This window comes from uncultured Oscillibacter sp. (genome assembly GCF_910584465.1).
Classification (GTDB): Bacteria; Bacillota; Clostridia; order Oscillospirales; family Oscillospiraceae; genus Oscillibacter.
In genome coordinates, this window is sequence record NZ_CAJUBK010000001.1 from 149,376 (window position 1) to 167,954 (window position 18,579).

The 18,579-nt window shown below is 60.6% G+C and carries 22 protein-coding genes; all 22 read left to right on the top strand.

The genetic code is table 11. The annotated features are described in order from the left end of the window. The first annotated feature begins 40 nt into the window (after positions 1-40). The 22 genes from QZ332_RS00905 to QZ332_RS01005 all read left to right on the top strand — a co-directional run bounded on the left by QZ332_RS00905 (position 41) and on the right by QZ332_RS01005 (position 18,406). The gene (locus QZ332_RS00905) at positions 41-3,808 is read left to right on the top strand and encodes a phage tail tape measure protein (RefSeq protein WP_295761135.1); all 3,768 of its coding nucleotides are present in this window, start codon (positions 41-43) and stop codon (positions 3,806-3,808) included. Further along, positions 3,798-4,454 carry a LysM peptidoglycan-binding domain-containing protein gene (locus tag QZ332_RS00910; RefSeq protein WP_295761137.1) on the top strand — a complete coding sequence of 219 codons (657 nt, stop codon included), beginning with the start codon at positions 3,798-3,800 and terminating at the stop codon, positions 4,452-4,454. Before QZ332_RS00905 ends, QZ332_RS00910 begins: the two co-directional genes overlap by 11 nt. A 13-nt stretch (positions 4,455-4,467) precedes the next feature. After that, on the top strand, positions 4,468-5,457 hold the full coding sequence (locus QZ332_RS00915; RefSeq protein WP_295761139.1) for a hypothetical protein: 990 nt from the start codon (positions 4,468-4,470) through the stop codon (positions 5,455-5,457). A 14-nt stretch (positions 5,458-5,471) separates the two neighbouring features. Continuing rightward, positions 5,472-5,906, top strand: coding sequence for a DUF2577 family protein (locus tag QZ332_RS00920; RefSeq protein ID WP_295761140.1), 435 nt, complete (start codon positions 5,472-5,474; stop codon positions 5,904-5,906). Continuing rightward, complete coding sequence (locus QZ332_RS00925; protein WP_295761142.1) at positions 5,906-6,376, top strand: DUF2634 domain-containing protein; 471 nt, start codon at positions 5,906-5,908, stop codon at positions 6,374-6,376. Before QZ332_RS00920 ends, QZ332_RS00925 begins: the two co-directional genes overlap by 1 nt. After that, positions 6,376-7,506: a baseplate J/gp47 family protein gene (locus QZ332_RS00930; RefSeq protein ID WP_295761144.1), complete on the top strand. Its 1,131-nt coding sequence runs from the start codon at positions 6,376-6,378 to the stop codon at positions 7,504-7,506. The genes QZ332_RS00925 and QZ332_RS00930 overlap by 1 nt, the downstream gene beginning before the upstream one ends. Continuing rightward, positions 7,493-8,455 carry a hypothetical protein gene (locus QZ332_RS00935; RefSeq protein WP_295761146.1) on the top strand — a complete coding sequence of 321 codons (963 nt, stop codon included), beginning with the start codon at positions 7,493-7,495 and terminating at the stop codon, positions 8,453-8,455. The genes QZ332_RS00930 and QZ332_RS00935 overlap by 14 nt, the downstream gene beginning before the upstream one ends. An 11-nt stretch (positions 8,456-8,466) precedes the next feature. Continuing rightward, positions 8,467-9,495: a hypothetical protein gene (locus QZ332_RS00940; protein WP_295761148.1), complete on the top strand. Its 1,029-nt coding sequence runs from the start codon at positions 8,467-8,469 to the stop codon at positions 9,493-9,495. A gap of 23 nt (positions 9,496-9,518) precedes the next feature. Continuing rightward, entirely contained in the window at positions 9,519-10,289 is a 771-nt protein-coding gene (locus QZ332_RS00945) for a hypothetical protein (RefSeq protein WP_295761150.1), read from the top strand. Between the two features lie 26 nt (positions 10,290-10,315). Then, a complete protein-coding gene (locus tag QZ332_RS00950) occupies positions 10,316-10,789 on the top strand; it encodes a hypothetical protein (protein WP_295761152.1) in 474 nt (157 codons plus the stop codon). Positions 10,790-10,840: 51 nt separating this feature from the next. Next, entirely contained in the window at positions 10,841-12,616 is a 1,776-nt protein-coding gene (locus QZ332_RS00955; RefSeq protein ID WP_295761154.1) for a DUF6273 domain-containing protein, read from the top strand. A 92-nt stretch (positions 12,617-12,708) separates the two neighbouring features. Further along, positions 12,709-13,176 carry a hypothetical protein gene (locus QZ332_RS00960; RefSeq protein ID WP_295761156.1) on the top strand — a complete coding sequence of 156 codons (468 nt, stop codon included), beginning with the start codon at positions 12,709-12,711 and terminating at the stop codon, positions 13,174-13,176. Next, entirely contained in the window at positions 13,131-13,358 is a 228-nt protein-coding gene (locus QZ332_RS13780) for a DUF6273 domain-containing protein (RefSeq protein WP_367116642.1), read from the top strand. The genes QZ332_RS00960 and QZ332_RS13780 overlap by 46 nt, the downstream gene beginning before the upstream one ends. 332 nt (positions 13,359-13,690) lie before the next feature. Next, positions 13,691-14,947 carry an RNA-directed DNA polymerase gene (locus tag QZ332_RS00965; protein WP_295761159.1) on the top strand — a complete coding sequence of 419 codons (1,257 nt, stop codon included), beginning with the start codon at positions 13,691-13,693 and terminating at the stop codon, positions 14,945-14,947. Then, the gene (locus QZ332_RS00970) at positions 14,944-15,363 is read left to right on the top strand and encodes a hypothetical protein (protein ID WP_295761162.1); all 420 of its coding nucleotides are present in this window, start codon (positions 14,944-14,946) and stop codon (positions 15,361-15,363) included. Before QZ332_RS00965 ends, QZ332_RS00970 begins: the two co-directional genes overlap by 4 nt. 3 nt (positions 15,364-15,366) lie before the next feature. After that, positions 15,367-15,753, top strand: coding sequence for a hypothetical protein (locus QZ332_RS00975; protein WP_295761166.1), 387 nt, complete (start codon positions 15,367-15,369; stop codon positions 15,751-15,753). Further along, positions 15,753-15,920 (top strand): XkdX family protein, encoded by a 168-nt coding sequence (locus QZ332_RS00980; protein WP_295761169.1) that lies wholly within the window; start codon positions 15,753-15,755, stop codon positions 15,918-15,920. The genes QZ332_RS00975 and QZ332_RS00980 overlap by 1 nt, the downstream gene beginning before the upstream one ends. Continuing rightward, positions 15,920-16,090 carry a hypothetical protein gene (locus QZ332_RS00985; RefSeq protein ID WP_295761171.1) on the top strand — a complete coding sequence of 57 codons (171 nt, stop codon included), beginning with the start codon at positions 15,920-15,922 and terminating at the stop codon, positions 16,088-16,090. The genes QZ332_RS00980 and QZ332_RS00985 overlap by 1 nt, the downstream gene beginning before the upstream one ends. 62 nt (positions 16,091-16,152) lie before the next feature. After that, positions 16,153-16,482, top strand: coding sequence for a hypothetical protein (locus tag QZ332_RS00990; protein WP_295761174.1), 330 nt, complete (start codon positions 16,153-16,155; stop codon positions 16,480-16,482). An 8-nt stretch (positions 16,483-16,490) separates the two neighbouring features. Further along, complete coding sequence (locus QZ332_RS00995) at positions 16,491-16,910, top strand: hypothetical protein (protein WP_295761177.1); 420 nt, start codon at positions 16,491-16,493, stop codon at positions 16,908-16,910. Continuing rightward, positions 16,907-17,845 (top strand): LysM peptidoglycan-binding domain-containing protein, encoded by a 939-nt coding sequence (locus tag QZ332_RS01000; protein WP_295761180.1) that lies wholly within the window; start codon positions 16,907-16,909, stop codon positions 17,843-17,845. The genes QZ332_RS00995 and QZ332_RS01000 overlap by 4 nt, the downstream gene beginning before the upstream one ends. Before the next feature lie 12 nt (positions 17,846-17,857). Then, positions 17,858-18,406 (top strand): hypothetical protein, encoded by a 549-nt coding sequence (locus tag QZ332_RS01005; protein WP_295761181.1) that lies wholly within the window; start codon positions 17,858-17,860, stop codon positions 18,404-18,406. Positions 18,407-18,579 lie beyond the last annotated feature (173 nt).

Below are 18,579 nucleotides of genomic sequence, written 5' to 3' on the forward strand. Positions count from 1 at the left end.
GGCCCTTTTTTGTTGCCAAAATCAGAGAGGAGGTAGAGCATTGGAAAACTTAACCGCAAGATTTAGTGTTCTGGACGAAATGAGTGCAGCCATTGAACGAATAGCCCAAAGCGGACAGGAAATGGCCGGGCGGATAGAGCGGGCGGGTGCCGCTGTTGACAGTTCCTTTGTCAATGTTTCGTTGCGGATTGCGTCGGTATCACGGACGATAGACGGCGTAGCCACCTCCATCGACGAAGCGGAGCAGGCCCAAGCAGACCTGACGGCGGCTATGGACAAAGCCTCGCAGACGATGGAGGAACTGGCCGAAAACGATAAAGTCTCCGCAGAGACCAAAGAGGAGCTGGCAAGGGCAAGCGAGGCCGCAGAGGAGGCCATGAACAGCCTAACCGCAGCACAGGAGCGGGCGCAGCAAGCCATGGATGAATACGATCAACTTCTCGCCTCTGGTTGCGGCGACCTCGACGAGCTTGAGGAGGCGGCCCAAAATGCGGCGGACGCTGCGAGGGAGCTGGACGAGGCGAACAGGAGGGCCGCAAATGCTACAGACGAGCTTGCAGATGCCACAGAAAGGGCAGCGGATGAAGCAGAAAACGGCGGTAAAAAAGGAACAGAGGCGTTGGAACAGCTTTCCTCTGCGCTGACATCATTAGGGATAGTCAAGACGGTAGAGCAACTGGCAGACGCTTTTATGGAAGCGTCCGATGCAGCCGCAGAGTTCCAGCTCGGCGTAATGAAAATATCCACTATCGCCGACACCACGCAGGTCTCCCTCTCCACCATTTCCAGCGACCTTATGGCCCTCTCCATGGAGACGGGCGACAGCGTGAACGAGCTGGCAGAGGCCACATACTCCGCGATCTCCGCGAGCGTGGAAACAGCATCTGCCGTCGAGTTTACCGCCACGGCGACCAAGCTAGCCGCAGGCGGTTTCACCAGCTCCGCAACGGCGGTGGACGTACTCACGACGGCCCTCAATGCCTATGGGCTGGAAGCGAGCTATGCGGAGAACATTGCCGATATGCTCATTACCACCCAAAACCTCGGCAAAACCACCGTGGACGAGCTGGCTGCTTCTGTCGGTAAAGTTATCCCCCTTGCCTCGGCCTACGGCGTGGAAATGGATAACCTTTCGGCAGCCTACGCGGAGCTGACCAAGGGCGGCATTGCCACGGCGGAGGCCGGGACGTACCTCAAGTCCATGCTGAATGAGCTGGGAGACAGCGGCAGCACCGTCTCCACCGTCCTGATGGAGGAGACGGGCAGCTCGTTCTCCGAGCTGATGGACATGGGCTATTCGCTGGGCGACGTGATGGACGTTCTTGGTACAAGCGTAGGCGGGAGCGCGGGCGCGTTCAACGAATTGTGGAGCAGTTCGGAGGCCGGAATCGGCGCTCTGTCCCTCTACAACGCCGGGGCGGAGCAGTTCAACACTACCCTTGACGCTATGCAGACCTCCGCAGGGGCCACGGCAGCGGCCTACGAGACCATGAACAACACCACGGCGGACGCAGCGGAGGACTTGTCCAACGCGGCGGCCAACCTGCAAATCTCCATCGGCCAGCAGATCAACCCGCTCATTGAAAAGCTCTACGGGCTTGGGACGGATATGCTGAATTTCATGACGGAGTTCACGCAGGAGCACCCCGGCGTGGTCAAGGCAGTTACAGCGATTACGATTGGACTTGGTGCTGTTGCGGTAGCTATTGCCGCTGTTGGTGCCGCCTCCGTTGCCCTTCAAACAGCAATCCCGGCGATCATATCTTTCGGGACGGCAGTAAACGCGGCTCTTGGCCCAATCGGTTGGGTAGCCATCGGAATTACAGCGCTCACCGCAGCGGTCGCGGCCTTTATCGCCATGAACGAGGAGAATTTGGGCGAGACCGAGGGAATGACGGCAGCAACCCGCGCCCAGTATTATGAGCTGCAAGACCTCAACGCGGAGTACGAGAAAGCCTGTGAGCAGTACGGGGAGACCTCCGAGGAGGCCAGCAGGCTCAAGTATCAGGTGGACGACCTCTCGGCGGCATTTGAGGCCAACAGGCAGACCGTGGAGGAGTTCACCGCAGAGGTGGACGCGCTCTGTGAGAGCGTCCGTTCTGTATCGGCTGACTTCAACAGCGCCCTCGCCGATATAAATGCCAATGAAGTCGGGGCCATGTCTCTTATCCAGAAATACGACGACCTGGCTTCTAAGGCGGACAGAACGGCAGCAGAGGAGGAGGCCCTGCAAGCCATCAACAAACAACTCGCAGCTTCCTACCCCGAAATTGCCGACAAGATGAATACCGCCTCTATGAGTACGGAGGACTATGTTGAGGCTATGAAGCGGGCCTGTGAACAGGAGGCGGAGTTACAACGCCGACAGCAGGCGCAGGATACTTGGATAGAGGCAACAAAGAAGCATGATGCCCTTCAAGCGGAAATAGACAAAACAAAGGAACTTATAGACCTTGAGCAGCAGCGCATGGACGACATGAGCGGCTGGGATCACTTTTGGACTGGCGGCGAGTGGGACGACCTTGAGGCATACCAAGCGGCCCTTGAGGAGCTTGAAGCAGCCATGGCCGAGAACGACGCGACCATTGCGGAAATCGAGCAGGGCTGGGAAGACCTCGCGGAGGCGGAGGCAGAGGCGGCGGAGGCCACCGTCAGCTATGAGGACGCGGTAAACACGGCCCTATCCTCGGTACAGGCGGATATAGACGCGCTGTGCGAAGCCTACGACGCAGCCTATGAGAGCGCCCGGAGCAGCATTGACGGACAAATCGGCCTGTTCGATACCATGGCGACGGAGACGGAGCTTAGTATCACGGATATGCAGGCGGCTTTTGACAGCCAAATTGAGTATCTGAACACCTACTCCGAGAACCTGCGCAAGGCGGCGGAGTACGGCCTTGATGAAGGGCTGGTTGCCTCCCTGTCTGACGGCAGCGAGGAGAGTGCTGGCTACCTCAATGCGATCATCGAGAATATCGAGGCGCTGGGGGATAGCAGCGCGGAGGCACAAGCGTTCGTGGACGACTTCAATTCCTCCTTCCAAGAGGTCGAGGACGCAAAGGACGAGTTCGCCACCACCGTCGCCACAATGGAGACCGACTTCAACGAGAAGATGGCCGAAATCGAGGGGCGGCTGGACGAGGCCATTGACAATATGAACATGGAGACGGACGCAGCAGCGGCAGCCAAGCAGACGATGGAGGCATACACGCAGGCCATCCGGGACGGCACCTCTAACGCCGTCAGCGCGGCGGAATCGGCGGCCAGCGCTGTTTCTGCGGCTCTAAGTAGCTCCCCCAGCGGCGGGAACGTCACCACAGTCACAGGCCACGCCAACGGCACCACATACGCAGAGGACGCTTTTATCGCTGGCGAGGATGGGCCGGAGCTTATTCTCGGCAAGGCTGGCAGCACCGTTTTCCCCGCCGACGAGACAGACCGCATCATTGACGCTGTTACCTCAGACGGGGGAGGCGGCGAGCCTGCCGTCAGCAGGGCGAGCAGCGGTCTATACTCCACAGATGAAGCGGAGCGCATCTTCGGCGCGTTCACCACCAACAACGACAACCGCACAACCAGCTACACCCTCACGCCCCCGGCTGCTGAATCCGGGAATGAAGGGGGAGGGGAGCAGACCAAGCACATCACCCTTGAAATCGCAGGCGGCTCCCCCATCGAGGTCAACGGCGGCGGAGGAACCAGCAAGGAGGAGATCGTGGAAATCCTCGTGTCGAATCTCCGCCCGGCGCTGCTAAACCTCGTCAAGGACGAAATCTTCGAGGAAGGGGATGGCAGCTATGAACACTAACTACCAGATGTGGATAACGGGGAACGCAGAGCAAGAGAAGCTGCAAATCCCCGTCCTGCCCCAAAAGTTCAGCGTCTCTATCGGCAGCAAGAACACCTCCGTTGACGTGACCGGGCTGGGCGAGATCACCATTAAGCAGTCTCGCCCGGCCTACCAGTTCTCTTTCAGCAGCTTCTTCCCGCGCACCAATTTCCCCGGCATTGAGAACGTGCCGCTCACCGACCCGCAGCAATGCGTGGAGCGGATAAACGGGTGGATTGACAGCAAGAAGCCCGTCCACATCATCATAACCGGGGCCGGGATAAACGAATACTGCACAATCGAGAAATTCAACCACTACGAGGAGGGCGGGGACGTAGGCACTATCCATTATGACCTCACCCTCAAGGAGTACAGAGAGGTCACCGTCCGGCAGGTCTCGGTGGCGGGCAGCACGGCCACAGTGCAGCCCGCAGAGACCCGCGTAGACAACACCACCACCCCGAAAACCTACACGGTCAAGAAGGGCGACTGCCTATGGAATATCGCCAAGTCCCTTTACGGCAGCGGCGCGGACTACACCAAAATCTACGACGCGAATAAGGGGACGGTAGGGAGCAACCCGAACAGGATATACCCCGGACAGGTTTTAACCATACCAGAATAGGAGGCGAGCAGCTATGGGACAGGGCATCAGCCTCACGGTCTACAAGAACGGCGGAGGCGGAGGGCTGGACATCACGCAGCTCGTCCAAAGCATCACATGGGCCGGGCGCAGAGGCAGCCCGGCCCGCACCCTTTCCGTCAGCCTCCTCGACGACGACGGCTACTGGCATGAGCGCAGCGGTATCGACGTGGAGGACGGCTGGCAATGCCTTTTCCGCTATGACGGGGAGGAGCTTTTTCGCGGCACCTTTATGAACCAATCCGCCAGCCAAAGCAAGACCCTCACCCTCAAGGCATACGACAACGGCATTTACTTGAGCAACAACCGGGACACCTTCGTATATGAGAGCAAGACTGCCGACGCAGTTTTCCGGGACGTTTGCAACCGCTTCGGGCTTCCGACCGGGGACGTGGCGGGCTGTAGCTACACCATCCCCGACCTCACCAAAAAGAAGACCACGGGCTGGGACGCTATCGCGGACGCATTGAGCCTTGAGTTCGACAACACGGGGACGCGCTTTTTCGTCGTCAGCGACAAAGGCTCCCTCTGTCTGCGCAAGCGGCAGGAGAACATACTCCAATGGGTACTGGAAACCGGGGCCAACGTCTCCAAGTACAAGTACACCAAGTCCATCGAGAACGTCCGTACCCGCATAAAGCTGTTGAGCAGCGAGGGGACGGTGCTGGCGCAGGCCAGCGACCCGGCTCTTGAGCAGAAAATCGGCATTATGCAGGAGGTGGACACCCCGGACGAATCCCTCAACAGCGCTCAAATCAACGCACTGGCGAAGTCCATGCTACAGGAAAAGAAGACACCGCAGCGCACCCTCTCCCTCAATAACCTGCTGGGAATACCAGACGTTATTGCAGGCGTGGGGGTGTTTATCATTATCCCACATATCGCCATCAACAGGACGCTCTACGTGGATTCAGACAGCCACACCTTCAAAGATAACCTACACACCATGTCGCTCGACCTATCGTGGGCGGCGGATATTGCATAAGGGGAGGTGATTATGTGGCGGAGACCAACAGCAGCGGCAACGAAACCAGCCTCAAGCAGCTTTTCCAAAGCATGATACCAGACGGCGACGAGCTTATGGAGGGGACGGTCATTCAGACCGGGCCGCTCAAAATCCAAATGACCAACGACGAAAAGCTCATTATCAACGAGCGCATCACCATCGTCCCGTGGCACCTCACCGACTACAAGACCCGCGCCACCTACCGCAAGATGGACGGCACACTGGATAGCTGGACGAAAAACGACGGCTCCCACGCCGACCCCATCGGCGGAACGCACGTCCACCACGGGGAGGACTTCAACCTCTACAAGGGCATCATCGTCGTCCACAACGCCCTCCGCGTGGGCGACAAGCTCCATATCCTCGCCCTCAACCACGGGAAGCTCTACTATGTCCTCGACCGCGTGGCCGGGCAGGAGGTGATTTAGTGAAGGAGAGCGTATATATCCCCCTCCTCGTAACAAAGGTTGAGGAAGCAGCAGAACCGCCCTCCAAGACCTACCGCCTCGACTTGGAGGAGGGGCGCATACTCGGCATGGTAGACGGCCAAGAGGCCGTCCGGCAGGCCATCCACAAGGCGATCATCACCCCGCGCTGGAAGTGCCTGATATACGACAATCAGTACGGGAGCGAGATAGAAGCGGCGGTTATTCAGAGCCAAGGACGCGCCTCTCACGATTACATAGAGGCGGTCGTCCCTGGCTTTGTCAGGGACGCGCTGCGCCCGGACAGGCGCATCACGCTCGTCTACAACTTCGTCTTCGCGTTCACGCCGGAGGACAAGGCGCAGCTATTCCCCGACCTCTTTGAGGCCGTAGGAGACGACGGGGACGCGGTTTTCGTTTCCTTCGACGCGGACACCATTTACGGCACAGTACAGGTGAAGGAGGTGATTTGATGTTTGAGGACAGAACCGAAAAAAAGCTGATGGAAGAAGTTCTTGCCATGGCCCCGGAGGGCATCGACACCCGGCAGGGCAGCATCTTCTTCGACGCAGTATCGGCGACGGTCAATAAGATAGCCAAGCTCTACACCGACCTCGACCGGGTATTTGAGACGGTCTTTATCGTCACAGCCCACGACGAATACCTCGACCTGCGGGCGGCGGAGTACGGCATGAGCCGGAACGCAGCCACCAGCGCAAAGTACCTCTTTGTCTACACGGGCACCCGCCCGGCGGTCGGCTGGCGGTTTTTCCACAATGACAGCGGTTACTACTTCACCCTCTGCGAGGACGAGGACGGGAGCCTCTACCTTGAGGCGGAGACACCGGGGACGGAATGCAACTACATCCAGAACGGGGATATTGCCGTCCCCTGCGACACAGTTCAAGGCATGACCTCGGCCAGCTTCGGCCCGATCTACGGGGAGGGCTACGGCACCGACACAGAGGACGACGAACACCTCCGCGCCCGCATTTTCGAGAAGATAGCAGGCCCGGCGGAGAACGGCAACCGACAGCACTACAAAACGTGGTGCGAGAGCATCGACGGCGTGGGCCGGGCCATCATTTTCCCCCTCTGGTACGGGCAGAACACCGTCAAGGCGGTGCTTATCAGTCCCGACGGCCTCCCCGTGGCGGATAGCGTGGTGGAGGAGACGCAGCGGTACATTGACCCGGCAGACGAGGGCATGACCGTTGAGGTGGACGGGAAAACCTACGTCTTCGGCGACGGCAGAGGCAACGGGCAGGCGAACATCGGTGCGCACTTTACCGCAGTTGCGGCCACAGCCCTCCGCGTCAACCTCTCCTTCACGGCGGAGCTTTCGGCCAGCCAAACGGCGGAGAACGTGCAGCAGGCCGTCACAGAGGCCATCACAGCATACCTCAAGGGCCTCGTGCTGGACGCAGCGGACGGCACCACGATCATCGTCCGTATCAGCGCCGTCGGCGCTATCCTCGCGGGCCTCACCACATACCTCGTTGACTATGCCGACCTCACCATAAACGGGGAGGAGGGCAATATCCGGCTGGCGGCGGACGAGGTGCCTGTGCTGGGGGAGGTGAGCGTCAATGTCCTATCTTAACCCTCCATACCCGAACAACTTCCAAGAGCTTTGCGCGGCCATGCCGCTTTTCTACCTTGACGTGTTTGAAATGCGGGCCATCCTCCGGGCGCAGGGCCGCCTATTGGACGGCGTTTGCGGCGGCGTAGAGAATGTGGTCGATTTTAACTTTATTCTCACGGCGGACGACGCAACGATACGAATGTGGGAAAAGGCCCTCAAGATCACCTACAAGGGCAAGCTCACGCTCGACCAGAGGAAGCGCGTGGTTATCGGGTACATCATCGGCCTCGGCCATATCGGGGAGCCGGAGATACGGGGAATCATCGGGCAGTACACGCCGGGCCATGTGGACTTCGACTTCATGCGCGGGACGATCACCGTCGTCGTGGAGGGCGAGATACCCGGAGAGGAGAACCTGCTTGAAACGCTCTTGCGGCGAATCCCCGCGCACCTCACGCTGAAAATCTATATCCACATCCGCAAGCAGTACCGCCAGACCATCCCGTTCGCGCAGGGCGGAGCCGTGGGAAGCTACTTCCTTTTCGAGCCTGTCACGCAGGGGCACATCACCGACACCATGCCGCTGCCAATCTCGCAGGCCGCAGCAGCCGCGCCGTGGCTCGACGGCATACCTCCCACGCCATCGGAGACCGTCAGAACGGCCCTCCCGTTTTCCCACAGCGGGGAAGTCGGCTCCAAGCTGGCGGGAGATACCCCCACGCCGGAGCAGACGTTACGGACGCGCTACAAGGTCTGGCAGGGCGGTACAAACACCTCTGATATGGCAGGAGATACGCCGCAGGTGCAGAGAACCGCCCACAAGCCCGTCAGCGTGGCGCAGGGTGCCTTTGACAGGCCTGGTATAACCACGGACACCCCGGAGGTCAGAGGGGCCTCTATGAGCCGGGAAAAGGCCGCAGGAGGGCTTTTCTGTCATACGCATATCAAATCAAAACGAATTGATTAGGAGGTACGAAGATGTCTAAATTTGAAGACGGCAGCTACCAGTGCTTGCCGGGGCCTGCCCTGATAGCCAAGGTGCTGGCCGGACGGTGCAAGATGAACTACACACGGGCAGCGGTCGGGCAGGGGATTATCCCGGAGGACGTTTCCCCCAAAAGCCTCACCGAGCCGCCGGACTATGTGATGGACGCGAAAATCGCCGCAGTCACGAACCCGGTGGACGGCGAGTGTCAGGTTACGGTGCAGATCAAGAGCGACGATGTGGAGACGGGCTTCTATGCCATGGGAATCCTGCTCTATGCGGAAGACCCTGACCTGGGCGAGGTGCCCTATACCTACCTCAAGCTGGAAGACGGGCTGGAATGGATTCGCCCGGCCAGCAGCGCCGTCGGGAAGCTGGCGACGTTCGACCTTATCGCGGCGGTCGGGGCCGTGGACGCAGTATCGGCCAACATCGACCCGGACGCTATCGCCACCTACGCTGCAGTCAAGCAGCTTATCGCCGACGCGACCGCCGTGCTGGAAATCACCATCCCGAAGGACGGGTGGACGGACGGCACCGGGCACATCGGCGAGGGAGACGGGGAGGCGGAGGAGCCGGACATGGAGGACGGCTTTGGCCTCCGGGTGGATATTCCCATCAAGGACGTTACGGAGGCTATGCAGCCGTTCTTGAGCGTCCACCCCGCGCACCTTGAAACAGCCAAGGGCTGCGAGCTTTCCACCACGGCCCGGACGATGGACGGGGCCTTGCGGCTCTATGCAAAGTCCGCGCCCACGGCTGATATGACCGCCACGCTGACGCTGCTTTGCGCCACGTCCGGCGCGATCAGCGGAGGGGTTGTCTCTGGCGCGGGATATTCCCTGCCTGCGGCCACGGCGACCCGGCTGGGCGGCGTGAAGGTGGGCGACGGCCTCAACGTGGGGCCGGACGGCACTCTTTCGGTCAACGCCGACAAGGTCGTGACCGACGAAGACCTCGTTGACGAGGGCGAGGTCGCTGAATCTGTTGCTAACATCCTCAACGAGGGTGAAGCAAAATAAATTTTTTACAGGAGGAATCCAAAATGAGTACCAAGAAGAACCTCACCACCAAGACCACCATCGAGAATCTGGCTGCCGAGCTGAAGAAGCGCTTCGCGGCCACCGACACCCGCCTCGCTGCGGCGGAGGCGCAGAACGCGCTCGCGTTCAAGTCCGGCAAGGTGGACGGCAACACCGTCAACTTCTACACCAGCGCCGACAAGTCCGGCACCCCCGTCTTCACCATGGACTTCCCCGTGGACATGGTGCTCGATCAGGCCAAGACCGCTTTCGTGGACAAGTTCACCTTCTCCACCGAGACCTACCCCGGCGCGACCGACCCCAACCTCACCAACAAGCCCGTGATGGTGCTGGCCGTCAAGGGCGAGGGCGACACCGTCAGCTACTCCTTCCTCAACATGGCGAAGCTGGTGGACACCTACAAGGCCAAGACCGAGGGCAAGGACGCTTCCACCACCATCGAAATCTCCGGCTACGAGGTGGAGGTCAAGGTCAACATTTCCGCCGAGGCGGGCAACCAGCTCCAGCTCAAGGCCGACGGCCTTTACGTCCCCGCGCCCGCTGCTGTTGACCTGTCCGGCAAGGCCGACAAGGTGGCCGAGGCCACCGCTGGCAACTTCGCCGGGCTGGACGAGAACGGCAATCTGACCGACAGCGGCAAGAAGCCCAGCGACTTTGTGGAGAAGGTCATGGTGGACGGCGTGGAGGACGTTGTTATCCACGCCAGCGACATCAGCGACTACACCGCTGAGGAGATTGCGGCCCTGCTGGGCGCGAGCGAGACTGCGGAGTAATCGCCACAGACAGGAGGTAGACCCGGATGGGGAAGAAAATCAAGCTCCCCCTCGAAAACGGGCTTGCCGCACTTTGTAACCACATAAAGGCCATCAAGCAGACGGCGGAGCAATCTGGCTCCGCCGTCTCTGCTTTGGCACAGGCTACGGCGGGAAGCATCGAGGAAATCGAGGGAATTTTGAGCGAGAAGCAGGACGCGAGCAATGCCGTCCCGTTTACTGTCCCGGCGGCGGGATGGGCCTCCGAGGAAATCGACGAGAACGGCGAGGGAGAGGCGGATATGCACGAATATTCGTACTACTACGACCTCGCCGTGGGCGGCATTACCGCGAAAGACCGGGTAGACGTGACAATCTCGCCCGGCAGCATCGGCACGGCCACGGTCTGCGGACTGTGCCCGACGACCGAAACCCTCGCGGGGAAAATCAGGCTGCGGTCAGCGAGCAGGCCGAATGAGAATATCGCGGCTGAATACTGGCTTTGCAGCGGGAAGGAGTAACAGATGGCATACGGACAGGTAAACACCCCCGGCTCTGCCGGAGCAGAGCTTGTGGCCGCAAGACAGCTCGCGCAGACGGCCATGGACAAGGCACGGGAAGCCTATAACAAGGCTGGCAGCGCACAGTCCACCGCCAACGCCGCGCTGGAAAAGGCTAATGCCGCCGACACCACCGCCAACGCCGCGAAGACCACGGCGGAGGCGGCCATGGAGAAGGCCACGGCCAATGAGACCGCTATCGCGGAGGTCAGCGAGACCGCCACCACCGCCCTCAACACCGCGAACACGGCGAACCGGGAGGCAAGTGCGGCAAAGACGGCGGCGCAGAACGCGCAGAAAGCGGCGGAGGACGCTGCAAAGGCCGTCACAGACCTCAACAGCACCATCAACACCGTGCCGACGCAGAACGGCACTCTCTACTACACCGGGGCGGCGCAAAGCCCCACATGGAACGGGCTGGACACCTCAAAGGTCACGCTTGGGGGCACTACCAGCGGGACGAACGTTGGGACATACAACGCCACCGTGACCCCGAAAGAGGGCTTCAAGTGGCCGGACGGCACCACCACGGCCAAGACGATCTCGTGGACGATCAGCCGGGCGGTCGTCAGCGTTCCTACTGCGAAGGGCGGCCAGACGTACACGGGCAGCGAACAGGCCGCGCAGTTCAACGGCTACGACAGCAGCAAAATGACCGTCGGCGGCACCAATAAGGCGACCAACGCCGGAAACTACAGCGCCAGCTTCACGCCGGGGGCCAACTACCAGTGGCCGGACGGCACCACCACTGCGAAAACGGTCTCTTGGAGCATTGGCAAGGCCGCAGGCAGTTTGAGCCTCAACAAGACCTCTATGATCCTCAACGTCTCTGCCCTCACGGGCACTATCGCCGTCACCCGCGCAGGCGACGGCGCGATCACCGCCAGCAGCTCCAATACCAGTATCGCCACGGTCAGCGTCAGCGGCACCACCGTCACGGTGACGGCCAAGGCCAAGGGCAACGTCACCATCACCATCAATGTGGCCGCAGGCACGAACCACACGGCCCCGGCCTCCAAGACCTGCGCCGTCACCGTCACCATGCCCAGCACCTCGCTCGCCGACAACACCCCGGAGACCATTCAGGCGGCGGCCAAGGCTGGCACAGCCTCCAACTATTGGAGCGTGGGCGACAAGATGGGGATTGCGGTCAACGGCTCCTTCGGCGGCCTCTCCTACAACAGCACCGTCTACGCCTTTATCCTCGGCTTCAACCACAACAGCAGCGTAGAGGGAGGCAACAGCATCCATTTCCAGTTCGGCAAGACGAGCAACGGCACTGACATTGCTTTCGTCCAGAGCTACGGCAGCACCGGGACGGGCTTCTGCATGAACACCAGCAATACTAACAGCGGCGGATGGAACAACAGCTATATGCGGAAGACCATCTGCCCGGCGTTCCTCTCCGCCCTGCCGACGGCGTGGCAGAACGTGATTGTGGCCTGCACCAAGTACAGCGACAACACGGGCGGCACCAGCAACCCGGCCAGCAATGTCACGGCCACGTCGGACAAAATCTGGCTGCTCTCTGAATTTGAGGTGCATGGCACCCGTTCTTACGCCAACACCGCAGAGCAGAACTACCAGAAGCAGTACGACTACTACAAGAACGGCAACAGCAAGGTCAAGTACCAGCACAGCGCGACGACTTCCGCCTGCCCCTGGTGGCTCCGCTCGGTCTATGCGGGCAGCACGAACGTCTTCTGCATTGTCAACGCGGGCGGCGGCGCGGACGACATCAACGCCTACTACTCGTATGGCTTCGCGCCGGGCTTTAAGGTGGCCTAATCCAAAATCAACCAAACAGGGGGAGCAGCAAGCGGCAGGGGCGCAAGCCCCGCCGCGCCCCCCGACAAATGCCAAGGAAACGAGGGAGCGAAATGTCGGTCTACAAATCCCGCAGGAAGGACGCGGCGGCGCAATTTGTGGCGGACGCGAGGGAGCTGCGGAAATTCACCGTCCGCATTGTGCGGCGATTCCCCAAAAGCTACCGGGACACCACCAACTGCCTGTGCGAGCTGGCGCGGGAAATCTACATCAACGCGCTCAAAGGCAACGCCATATTTGTCCACAAGGATTTGAGCGAGCACGACTACGACCTGCGGCACCGCTATCTGATGATAGCTACCAGCAGCGCCGACGCGATTTGCGGCGAGATCACATTCTGCTACGAGCTGGTGGACGAGGGCAACAACTTCTTCGACAGCAAGCAGCAGTATGACGCGGCTTTCCAGACGTGGACGACCCTCGCCAACACCGCGCTCTCCCGGCTCCGTGGCGTACTCGACAGCGACAAAAAGCGGTGGAATACCTACCGCAAGCAGCAGGGTGGCAAAAAGCCCGGCTAAACGGTATTAGGGCAAGCTCTGACGGCCCCGCCTGCAACTGGTGGCTCCGCTCGGTCAATGCGGGCAACACGAACAACTTCTGCAATGTCAACACGAGCGGCAGCGCGAACAACAACAACGCCTACAACTCGAATGGCTTCGCGCCGGGCTTTAAGTATAACTATGTGGGCCAGAACAAGTAGCGATTATGCGAAGCAGCGCCCCAAAACCTTAAAGGAGAGCTTGCACCTTGGAGACTGGCCCGGAGACGGGCTTCATTCCTCAAATTGCCCCGCGATACGGTTGCCCGGACGCTTCTTGCATGGCGAGAGAGTTTGTCGGGCAGGCACCCGGAACCAGCGCAGCGCCACCGGGAGCCGCCTCTTTCGTTACATGAGCCGCCGTTACGCAGCTATCACCAAAAACCGACCCGGAGGGCGGGACAGGTGCGGGAAGTGATGCACCCCGCAAACCACCCGCAGGATGGGCCGCTGTACGCGGGGGATTTTGCATCAGCGGCAGGAGACGATACGTTTTGAACAGTAGCGAAAGACGGGAGGCCAGATACCAGCGGCGAAAGGCCCGGCGCGAGCAGAAAGCGCGGGAGGCCGGGAGCGCGAGCTTCGACGAGGTGATGTCGTTCGGAAACCTTTGCCGGGCGGGGAAGACCTGCTGCAACGGCGCGAGGTGGAAGACCTCGACGATCAACTTCGAGAACAAGCTGCTGACTGAAAGCCTCAAGACCTACAACGACCTGCACAACGGCACCCGGATTTTCCACGGCTCCCAGAGTTTTACGACGGTGGAGCACGGGAAGGAGCGCGACATTGACGCGCTGCCCATCCAAGAGCGGGCGGCGCAGAAATGCCTATGCAAGAACCTCTTAATCCCGGCATACTCGCGCAGCTTCATTTACGACAACAGCGCGAGCCTCAAGGACAAGGGCATGGACTTCCAGCTCAAGCGGCTCAAGAAGCACCTGCGCGATCACTACCGCAGGTACGGCACCGAGGGCGGTATCTATCAATTCGACTTCAAGAGCTACTTCGCCAGCATTCCTCACGACGGGATAAAGGCGCGGGCGCGGGAGAAGATCATGGACGACCGCCTCTACGACCTGTTTTGCGAGTTTGTGGACGACTTTCAGAAGCTCAAGACCGCAGACAGGGCGGCGGAGCGTAAACACGGTATCGGGCTGGGGAGCGAAATATCCCAGGTCATAGCCCTCGACTACGCCAGTCCGATAGACCACTACGTCAAAGACGTGCGCGGCATCCACGGCTACGGGCGGTACAACGACGACGGGTATGTGATAAGCCATTCCTTGAAGGAGCTGGAAGACATCAAGAGGTGCCTCTACCAGCTCGCGGAGGAGCGAGGTATCTCCATGAGCGACAAGAAGAACATCATCACCCCGTTTAAGCACCACAGCTTTGCCTTTCTGAAAATGAGGGTGAGGCTTGAGGAGGGCGGCAGGGTGACGATGAAATTGAGCCGCAAGAGCATCAGGGGTATGCGCCGGAAGCTCGACATTTTCCGCCGCTGGGCGGACGAGGGCAGGCTCGCCCCGGAGGACATCTTTCAGTCCTACCAATCATGGAGGGCACACGCCAAGCGCTGCAACAGCTACGACACACTCCGGGCCATGGACGAACGCTTCACCACGCTATTCGCCCCGGAGCTTGCGGTGCGGAAAAAGCGCTTCAAATGCACCATGAAAGCCACCAAGATAGAGACGGGCTGGATATATCGGCGGCACGGGGCCGTCAGTGAGGAGGAAATGGCAGCATGAAATTCGTGGCACACCACAGGTACAGGGGGCTTGACGCAGGCGGCAAGCCTATGAATGTGCGCTACGGCACAGAGTACGAGACCATCGGCGATTTTATCGCCACCCCGGAGGGCCGGGGGATTTGCTTCACCACCAGCGAGACGGCCAAAGAGTATTTCGCCGTCAACGACGACGGGCGGGGGCTTGAGCGCGGGGCGCTCACCCACGCTATCGCCTACAGCCACCGGGAGATGGAGTGGGCGGATAAGAGCGTCCACCGCTTTTCCGAGGCAGAGGTAGAAATGCTGGAAAGCTCGTGGAGCCACTGGCTCCGACAGGACGTGGACACCATTCTTTTCAACAACGACTTCTTTGCGGCGCAGCCGGAGGATCTTCGGCAGCTTGCGGACGCATTGAAAATCAAAGTCAGGAGGTAACGTATGTATGCAATCTTGAGCGGCGGAGCGCTGCTGGCGCTCTGCGACAAGCCCCGGTATGTCCGGCTCAACCCGGACAGCGGGGCCTATGTGGAGGCCGCGCCGGAGGAGGCTATTGCCATTTCCGTCAACGGCGACCTCTACAACATCAACGGCGGCAGCGCCATCCCCGACGCGCCGGAGGCGGTCGTCAGGGAGGACGATGTGTCGGAGTACGTTTTCCACAACCGGGCGCGGATTGTGGAGAACGAGGAGACCACCGGGGCCGCCGTGGTGCAGCTTGAGGAGGCTCTGTGCGAGCAGGACGCAGCCACCGAGGAACGGCTGACCGCCGTGGAGGAGGCGCTTTGCGAGCTGGACAGCGCTATCAACGGGGGAGGTGAAAACTGATGAACGAGATTTGGGCGAATCGGCTGGTAGCCGGGACTAAGACGTGGGCGGAGGTCACTCCCTCCCGCAAGAACGCCGTCAAGGACGTGCTGCGGGGCCGGGTGGAGAGCGGCACCATCACGGCGGAGAAGTACGAGAAGATCACCGAGGAGGTCTACGAGGCGTAATGAGCAACATCGAGCTTATTGCCGAATTGACCGACATCTGTATCAGACAGGCAGAGATCATCAAGGCCCAGCAGTACATCATCGAGCAGTTCGGGGAGCAGGTCAGGGAGGAGGAAGCTCTGGCCCAGCGGAACCGCCTTCGCGAGCTGGTCGGCGACTGGGACGCATAGAGGAGAGGGGCGCAGCCGCGCCCCTCTTTTTTACTACGGCATAGCCGGGAAAGGAGGACACTATGGACACACCCATTTCAAGAGCGGAACATGAGGAGTTTGCGAGGCGCATGGAGAGCGAAAACCAGCGCCTCAAGGACGAAGACGCTCGCCAGAACAAGCGGCTTGACCTGCTCGAAGAAAGTGTGCGTGAAATGTCGGCGCTGGCTACCTCCGTGGAGAAGCTGGCGACCAACATGGAGGGCATGGTAAAAGTGCAGGAGCAGCAGGGAACGCGCCTGACGACCCTTGAGGGGCGGGACGGAGAAATGTGGAGGAAAGTCGTTGGCTATATTGTCACGGCCATTCTCGGCATTGTTATAGGCTTCGTCTTTACTCAGCTCGGAATGTAGGTGACGCTATGAAGAATGCGATTATCGCCGGGGCCGCCCTTCTCTTTGGGGCGGCCCTCGGCTATATTTCGAGCCTGCGCACCATTCGCGCTCTGCGCCGGAGGGTGCGGGAGCTTCGGGCCGGGCTGGACAGGCCTCAAACGGAGACGATGAAGCGCATCCTATGGGTCTGCGTCCTCAACGGTTTTGCGTGGGTGTGGTGCAGCTACATACTTGCCGCGCTCGACAAGCCGCAGATCGCGGAGGAGCTGTCAAAGGTTGCGCTCGTCGAGATCATCGTCCCGGTTGCCGTCTACGCATTTAAGTCCGTTGTCGAGAACTTGAGCAAAAACAACCGCTGGCCCGACAGGGCGGCGGCCACCAGCGCCGACAGCACCACCGCGCCGGAGCCGCCGGAGGAGGGCCAGCAGGAAGGAGAAAATCTATGACTGAACAGGAATTGAGAAGCAAGGTTGTCAGTATCGCGCAGGGGTGGCTCGGCTGCAAGGAGAGCAACGGCACCCATAAGCCCATCATCGACCTCTACAACAGCCACAAGCCGCTGGCGCGGGGCTACCCCGTGAAGTACACCGACGCATGGTGCAGCACCTTCGCCAGCGCGGTCGCTATCAAGGCCGGGCTGACCGACATCATCCCGACCGAGTGCGGCTGCGGGAAACACGTCGAGCTTTTCAAGAAGCTGGGGAGCTGGCAGGAGAACGACGCTTATGTGCCGTCCCCCGGCGACTACATCTTCTACGACTGGCAGGACGGCGCGAGCTACGCCACCACGGACAACACCGGGGCACCCGATCATGTCGGCATCGTCGAGAAGGTCGGCGGCAGCTCCATCACCATCATCGAGGGCAACATGAGCAACGCCGTCGGGCGGCGCACCATCAAGGTCAACGGGCGCTATATCAGGGGCTACGGCGTACCCAAGTACGCGAGCAAGGCCAAGGACACCGGGACGGGCACAGGGGCCTCTACGGGCACCACAGCGCCCTCCACGGGCCTTTCTGTGGGCGACGTGGTGAACTTCACGGGCACCGCGCACTACGCCAGCAGCAACGCCACCGCGCCCAAGAGCTGCAAGCCGGGCCGGGCCAAGATCACAGCGACCGCCAAGGGCGCGAAGCACCCCTACCACCTTATCGCGGAGAGCGGAGGCGGCAGCAGCGTTTACGGATGGGTGGACGCTGCGGACATCGGCAGCACCACAGCGAGCGCGGCCCGGACGTACACCGTCCGCAAGGGCGACAGCCTTTGGGCTATCGCTGCCAAGCTGCTCGGCAACGGGAGCCGCTACACGGAAATCAAGAGCCTCAACGGGCTTTCCGGCGATACCATCCACGCCGGGCAGGTCTTGAGGCTCCCGGACTAAAAGGAGGACACCATGAAAGAATTTTTCTCTACGCTTCTGCTCGCGGTAGTTTCCGCAGCCGTCCCGGTGCTCACAGCCTACGCCGTCGGCTACATCCGACAGGCCGGGAAGCGGGCGCAGGCGAGCACCGACGACATCAAGGTACAGGGCTACCTCAAGGAGATCACCGACGCGATCTCCGACGCGGTGGAGGCCACCAGCCAGACCTACGTTGACGCACTGAAAAAGGCTGGGAGCTTCACGGCGGAGGCACAGGCAGAGGCCGCAAAGCGGGCGCTCACCGCCTGTATCGCCTCCATCAGCCCGGCGGCCAATGCCTTTATCAAATCCGCCTACGGCGACTTGGAGAAGTATCTCGCCAACCGCATCGAGGCGGAGGTGCGCAAGCAGAAAAAGGAGGAACCCGCAACGCTGGCGCTCCCTGTGTTGGAGAGCGCCGTGCCGGACACCAAGGCTATTGCCGCGACCTGCGCCGCAGCGACGGCGGCAGCCGTCACGCAGGTAGCCATCAATCAGCCCGCCACCGGGCAGGCCCCCGCGCCGGAGCAGCAGAACGAATAACACCACAGCAGACAGCCCCTCTCTCGGAGACATCCGGGGGAGGGGCTTTATTTTTTTGCCCCGAAATGGGGCAAAGTCAACAAATGCGGCGCTGGAAATACAGCGCAGTCAACAAATGTCCCGTTTCGTGGCAAAATTTCTGAAAAATGGTTGACAATGTCCCAAATAGGGAC

Excerpts from the sequence above, each read along its gene's own strand:
- QZ332_RS00910 (WP_295761137.1), top strand. The coding sequence starts at position 3,798 with ATGAACACTAACTACCAGATGTGGATAACGGGGAACGCAGAGCAAGAG.
- QZ332_RS00915 (WP_295761139.1), top strand. The coding sequence starts at position 4,468 with ATGGGACAGGGCATCAGCCTCACGGTCTACAAGAACGGCGGAGGCGGA.
- QZ332_RS00930 (WP_295761144.1), top strand. The coding sequence starts at position 6,376 with ATGTTTGAGGACAGAACCGAAAAAAAGCTGATGGAAGAAGTTCTTGCC.
- QZ332_RS00935 (WP_295761146.1), top strand. The coding sequence starts at position 7,493 with ATGTCCTATCTTAACCCTCCATACCCGAACAACTTCCAAGAGCTTTGC.
- QZ332_RS00940 (WP_295761148.1), top strand. The coding sequence starts at position 8,467 with ATGTCTAAATTTGAAGACGGCAGCTACCAGTGCTTGCCGGGGCCTGCC.
- QZ332_RS00945 (WP_295761150.1), top strand. The coding sequence starts at position 9,519 with ATGAGTACCAAGAAGAACCTCACCACCAAGACCACCATCGAGAATCTG.
- QZ332_RS00950 (WP_295761152.1), top strand. The coding sequence starts at position 10,316 with ATGGGGAAGAAAATCAAGCTCCCCCTCGAAAACGGGCTTGCCGCACTT.
- QZ332_RS00960 (WP_295761156.1), top strand. The coding sequence starts at position 12,709 with ATGTCGGTCTACAAATCCCGCAGGAAGGACGCGGCGGCGCAATTTGTG.
- QZ332_RS00970 (WP_295761162.1), top strand. The coding sequence starts at position 14,944 with ATGAAATTCGTGGCACACCACAGGTACAGGGGGCTTGACGCAGGCGGC.
- QZ332_RS00975 (WP_295761166.1), top strand. The coding sequence starts at position 15,367 with ATGTATGCAATCTTGAGCGGCGGAGCGCTGCTGGCGCTCTGCGACAAG.
- QZ332_RS00980 (WP_295761169.1), top strand. The coding sequence starts at position 15,753 with ATGAACGAGATTTGGGCGAATCGGCTGGTAGCCGGGACTAAGACGTGG.
- QZ332_RS00985 (WP_295761171.1), top strand. The coding sequence starts at position 15,920 with ATGAGCAACATCGAGCTTATTGCCGAATTGACCGACATCTGTATCAGA.
- QZ332_RS00990 (WP_295761174.1), top strand. The coding sequence starts at position 16,153 with ATGGACACACCCATTTCAAGAGCGGAACATGAGGAGTTTGCGAGGCGC.
- QZ332_RS00995 (WP_295761177.1), top strand. The coding sequence starts at position 16,491 with ATGAAGAATGCGATTATCGCCGGGGCCGCCCTTCTCTTTGGGGCGGCC.
- QZ332_RS01000 (WP_295761180.1), top strand. The coding sequence starts at position 16,907 with ATGACTGAACAGGAATTGAGAAGCAAGGTTGTCAGTATCGCGCAGGGG.
- QZ332_RS01005 (WP_295761181.1), top strand. The coding sequence starts at position 17,858 with ATGAAAGAATTTTTCTCTACGCTTCTGCTCGCGGTAGTTTCCGCAGCC.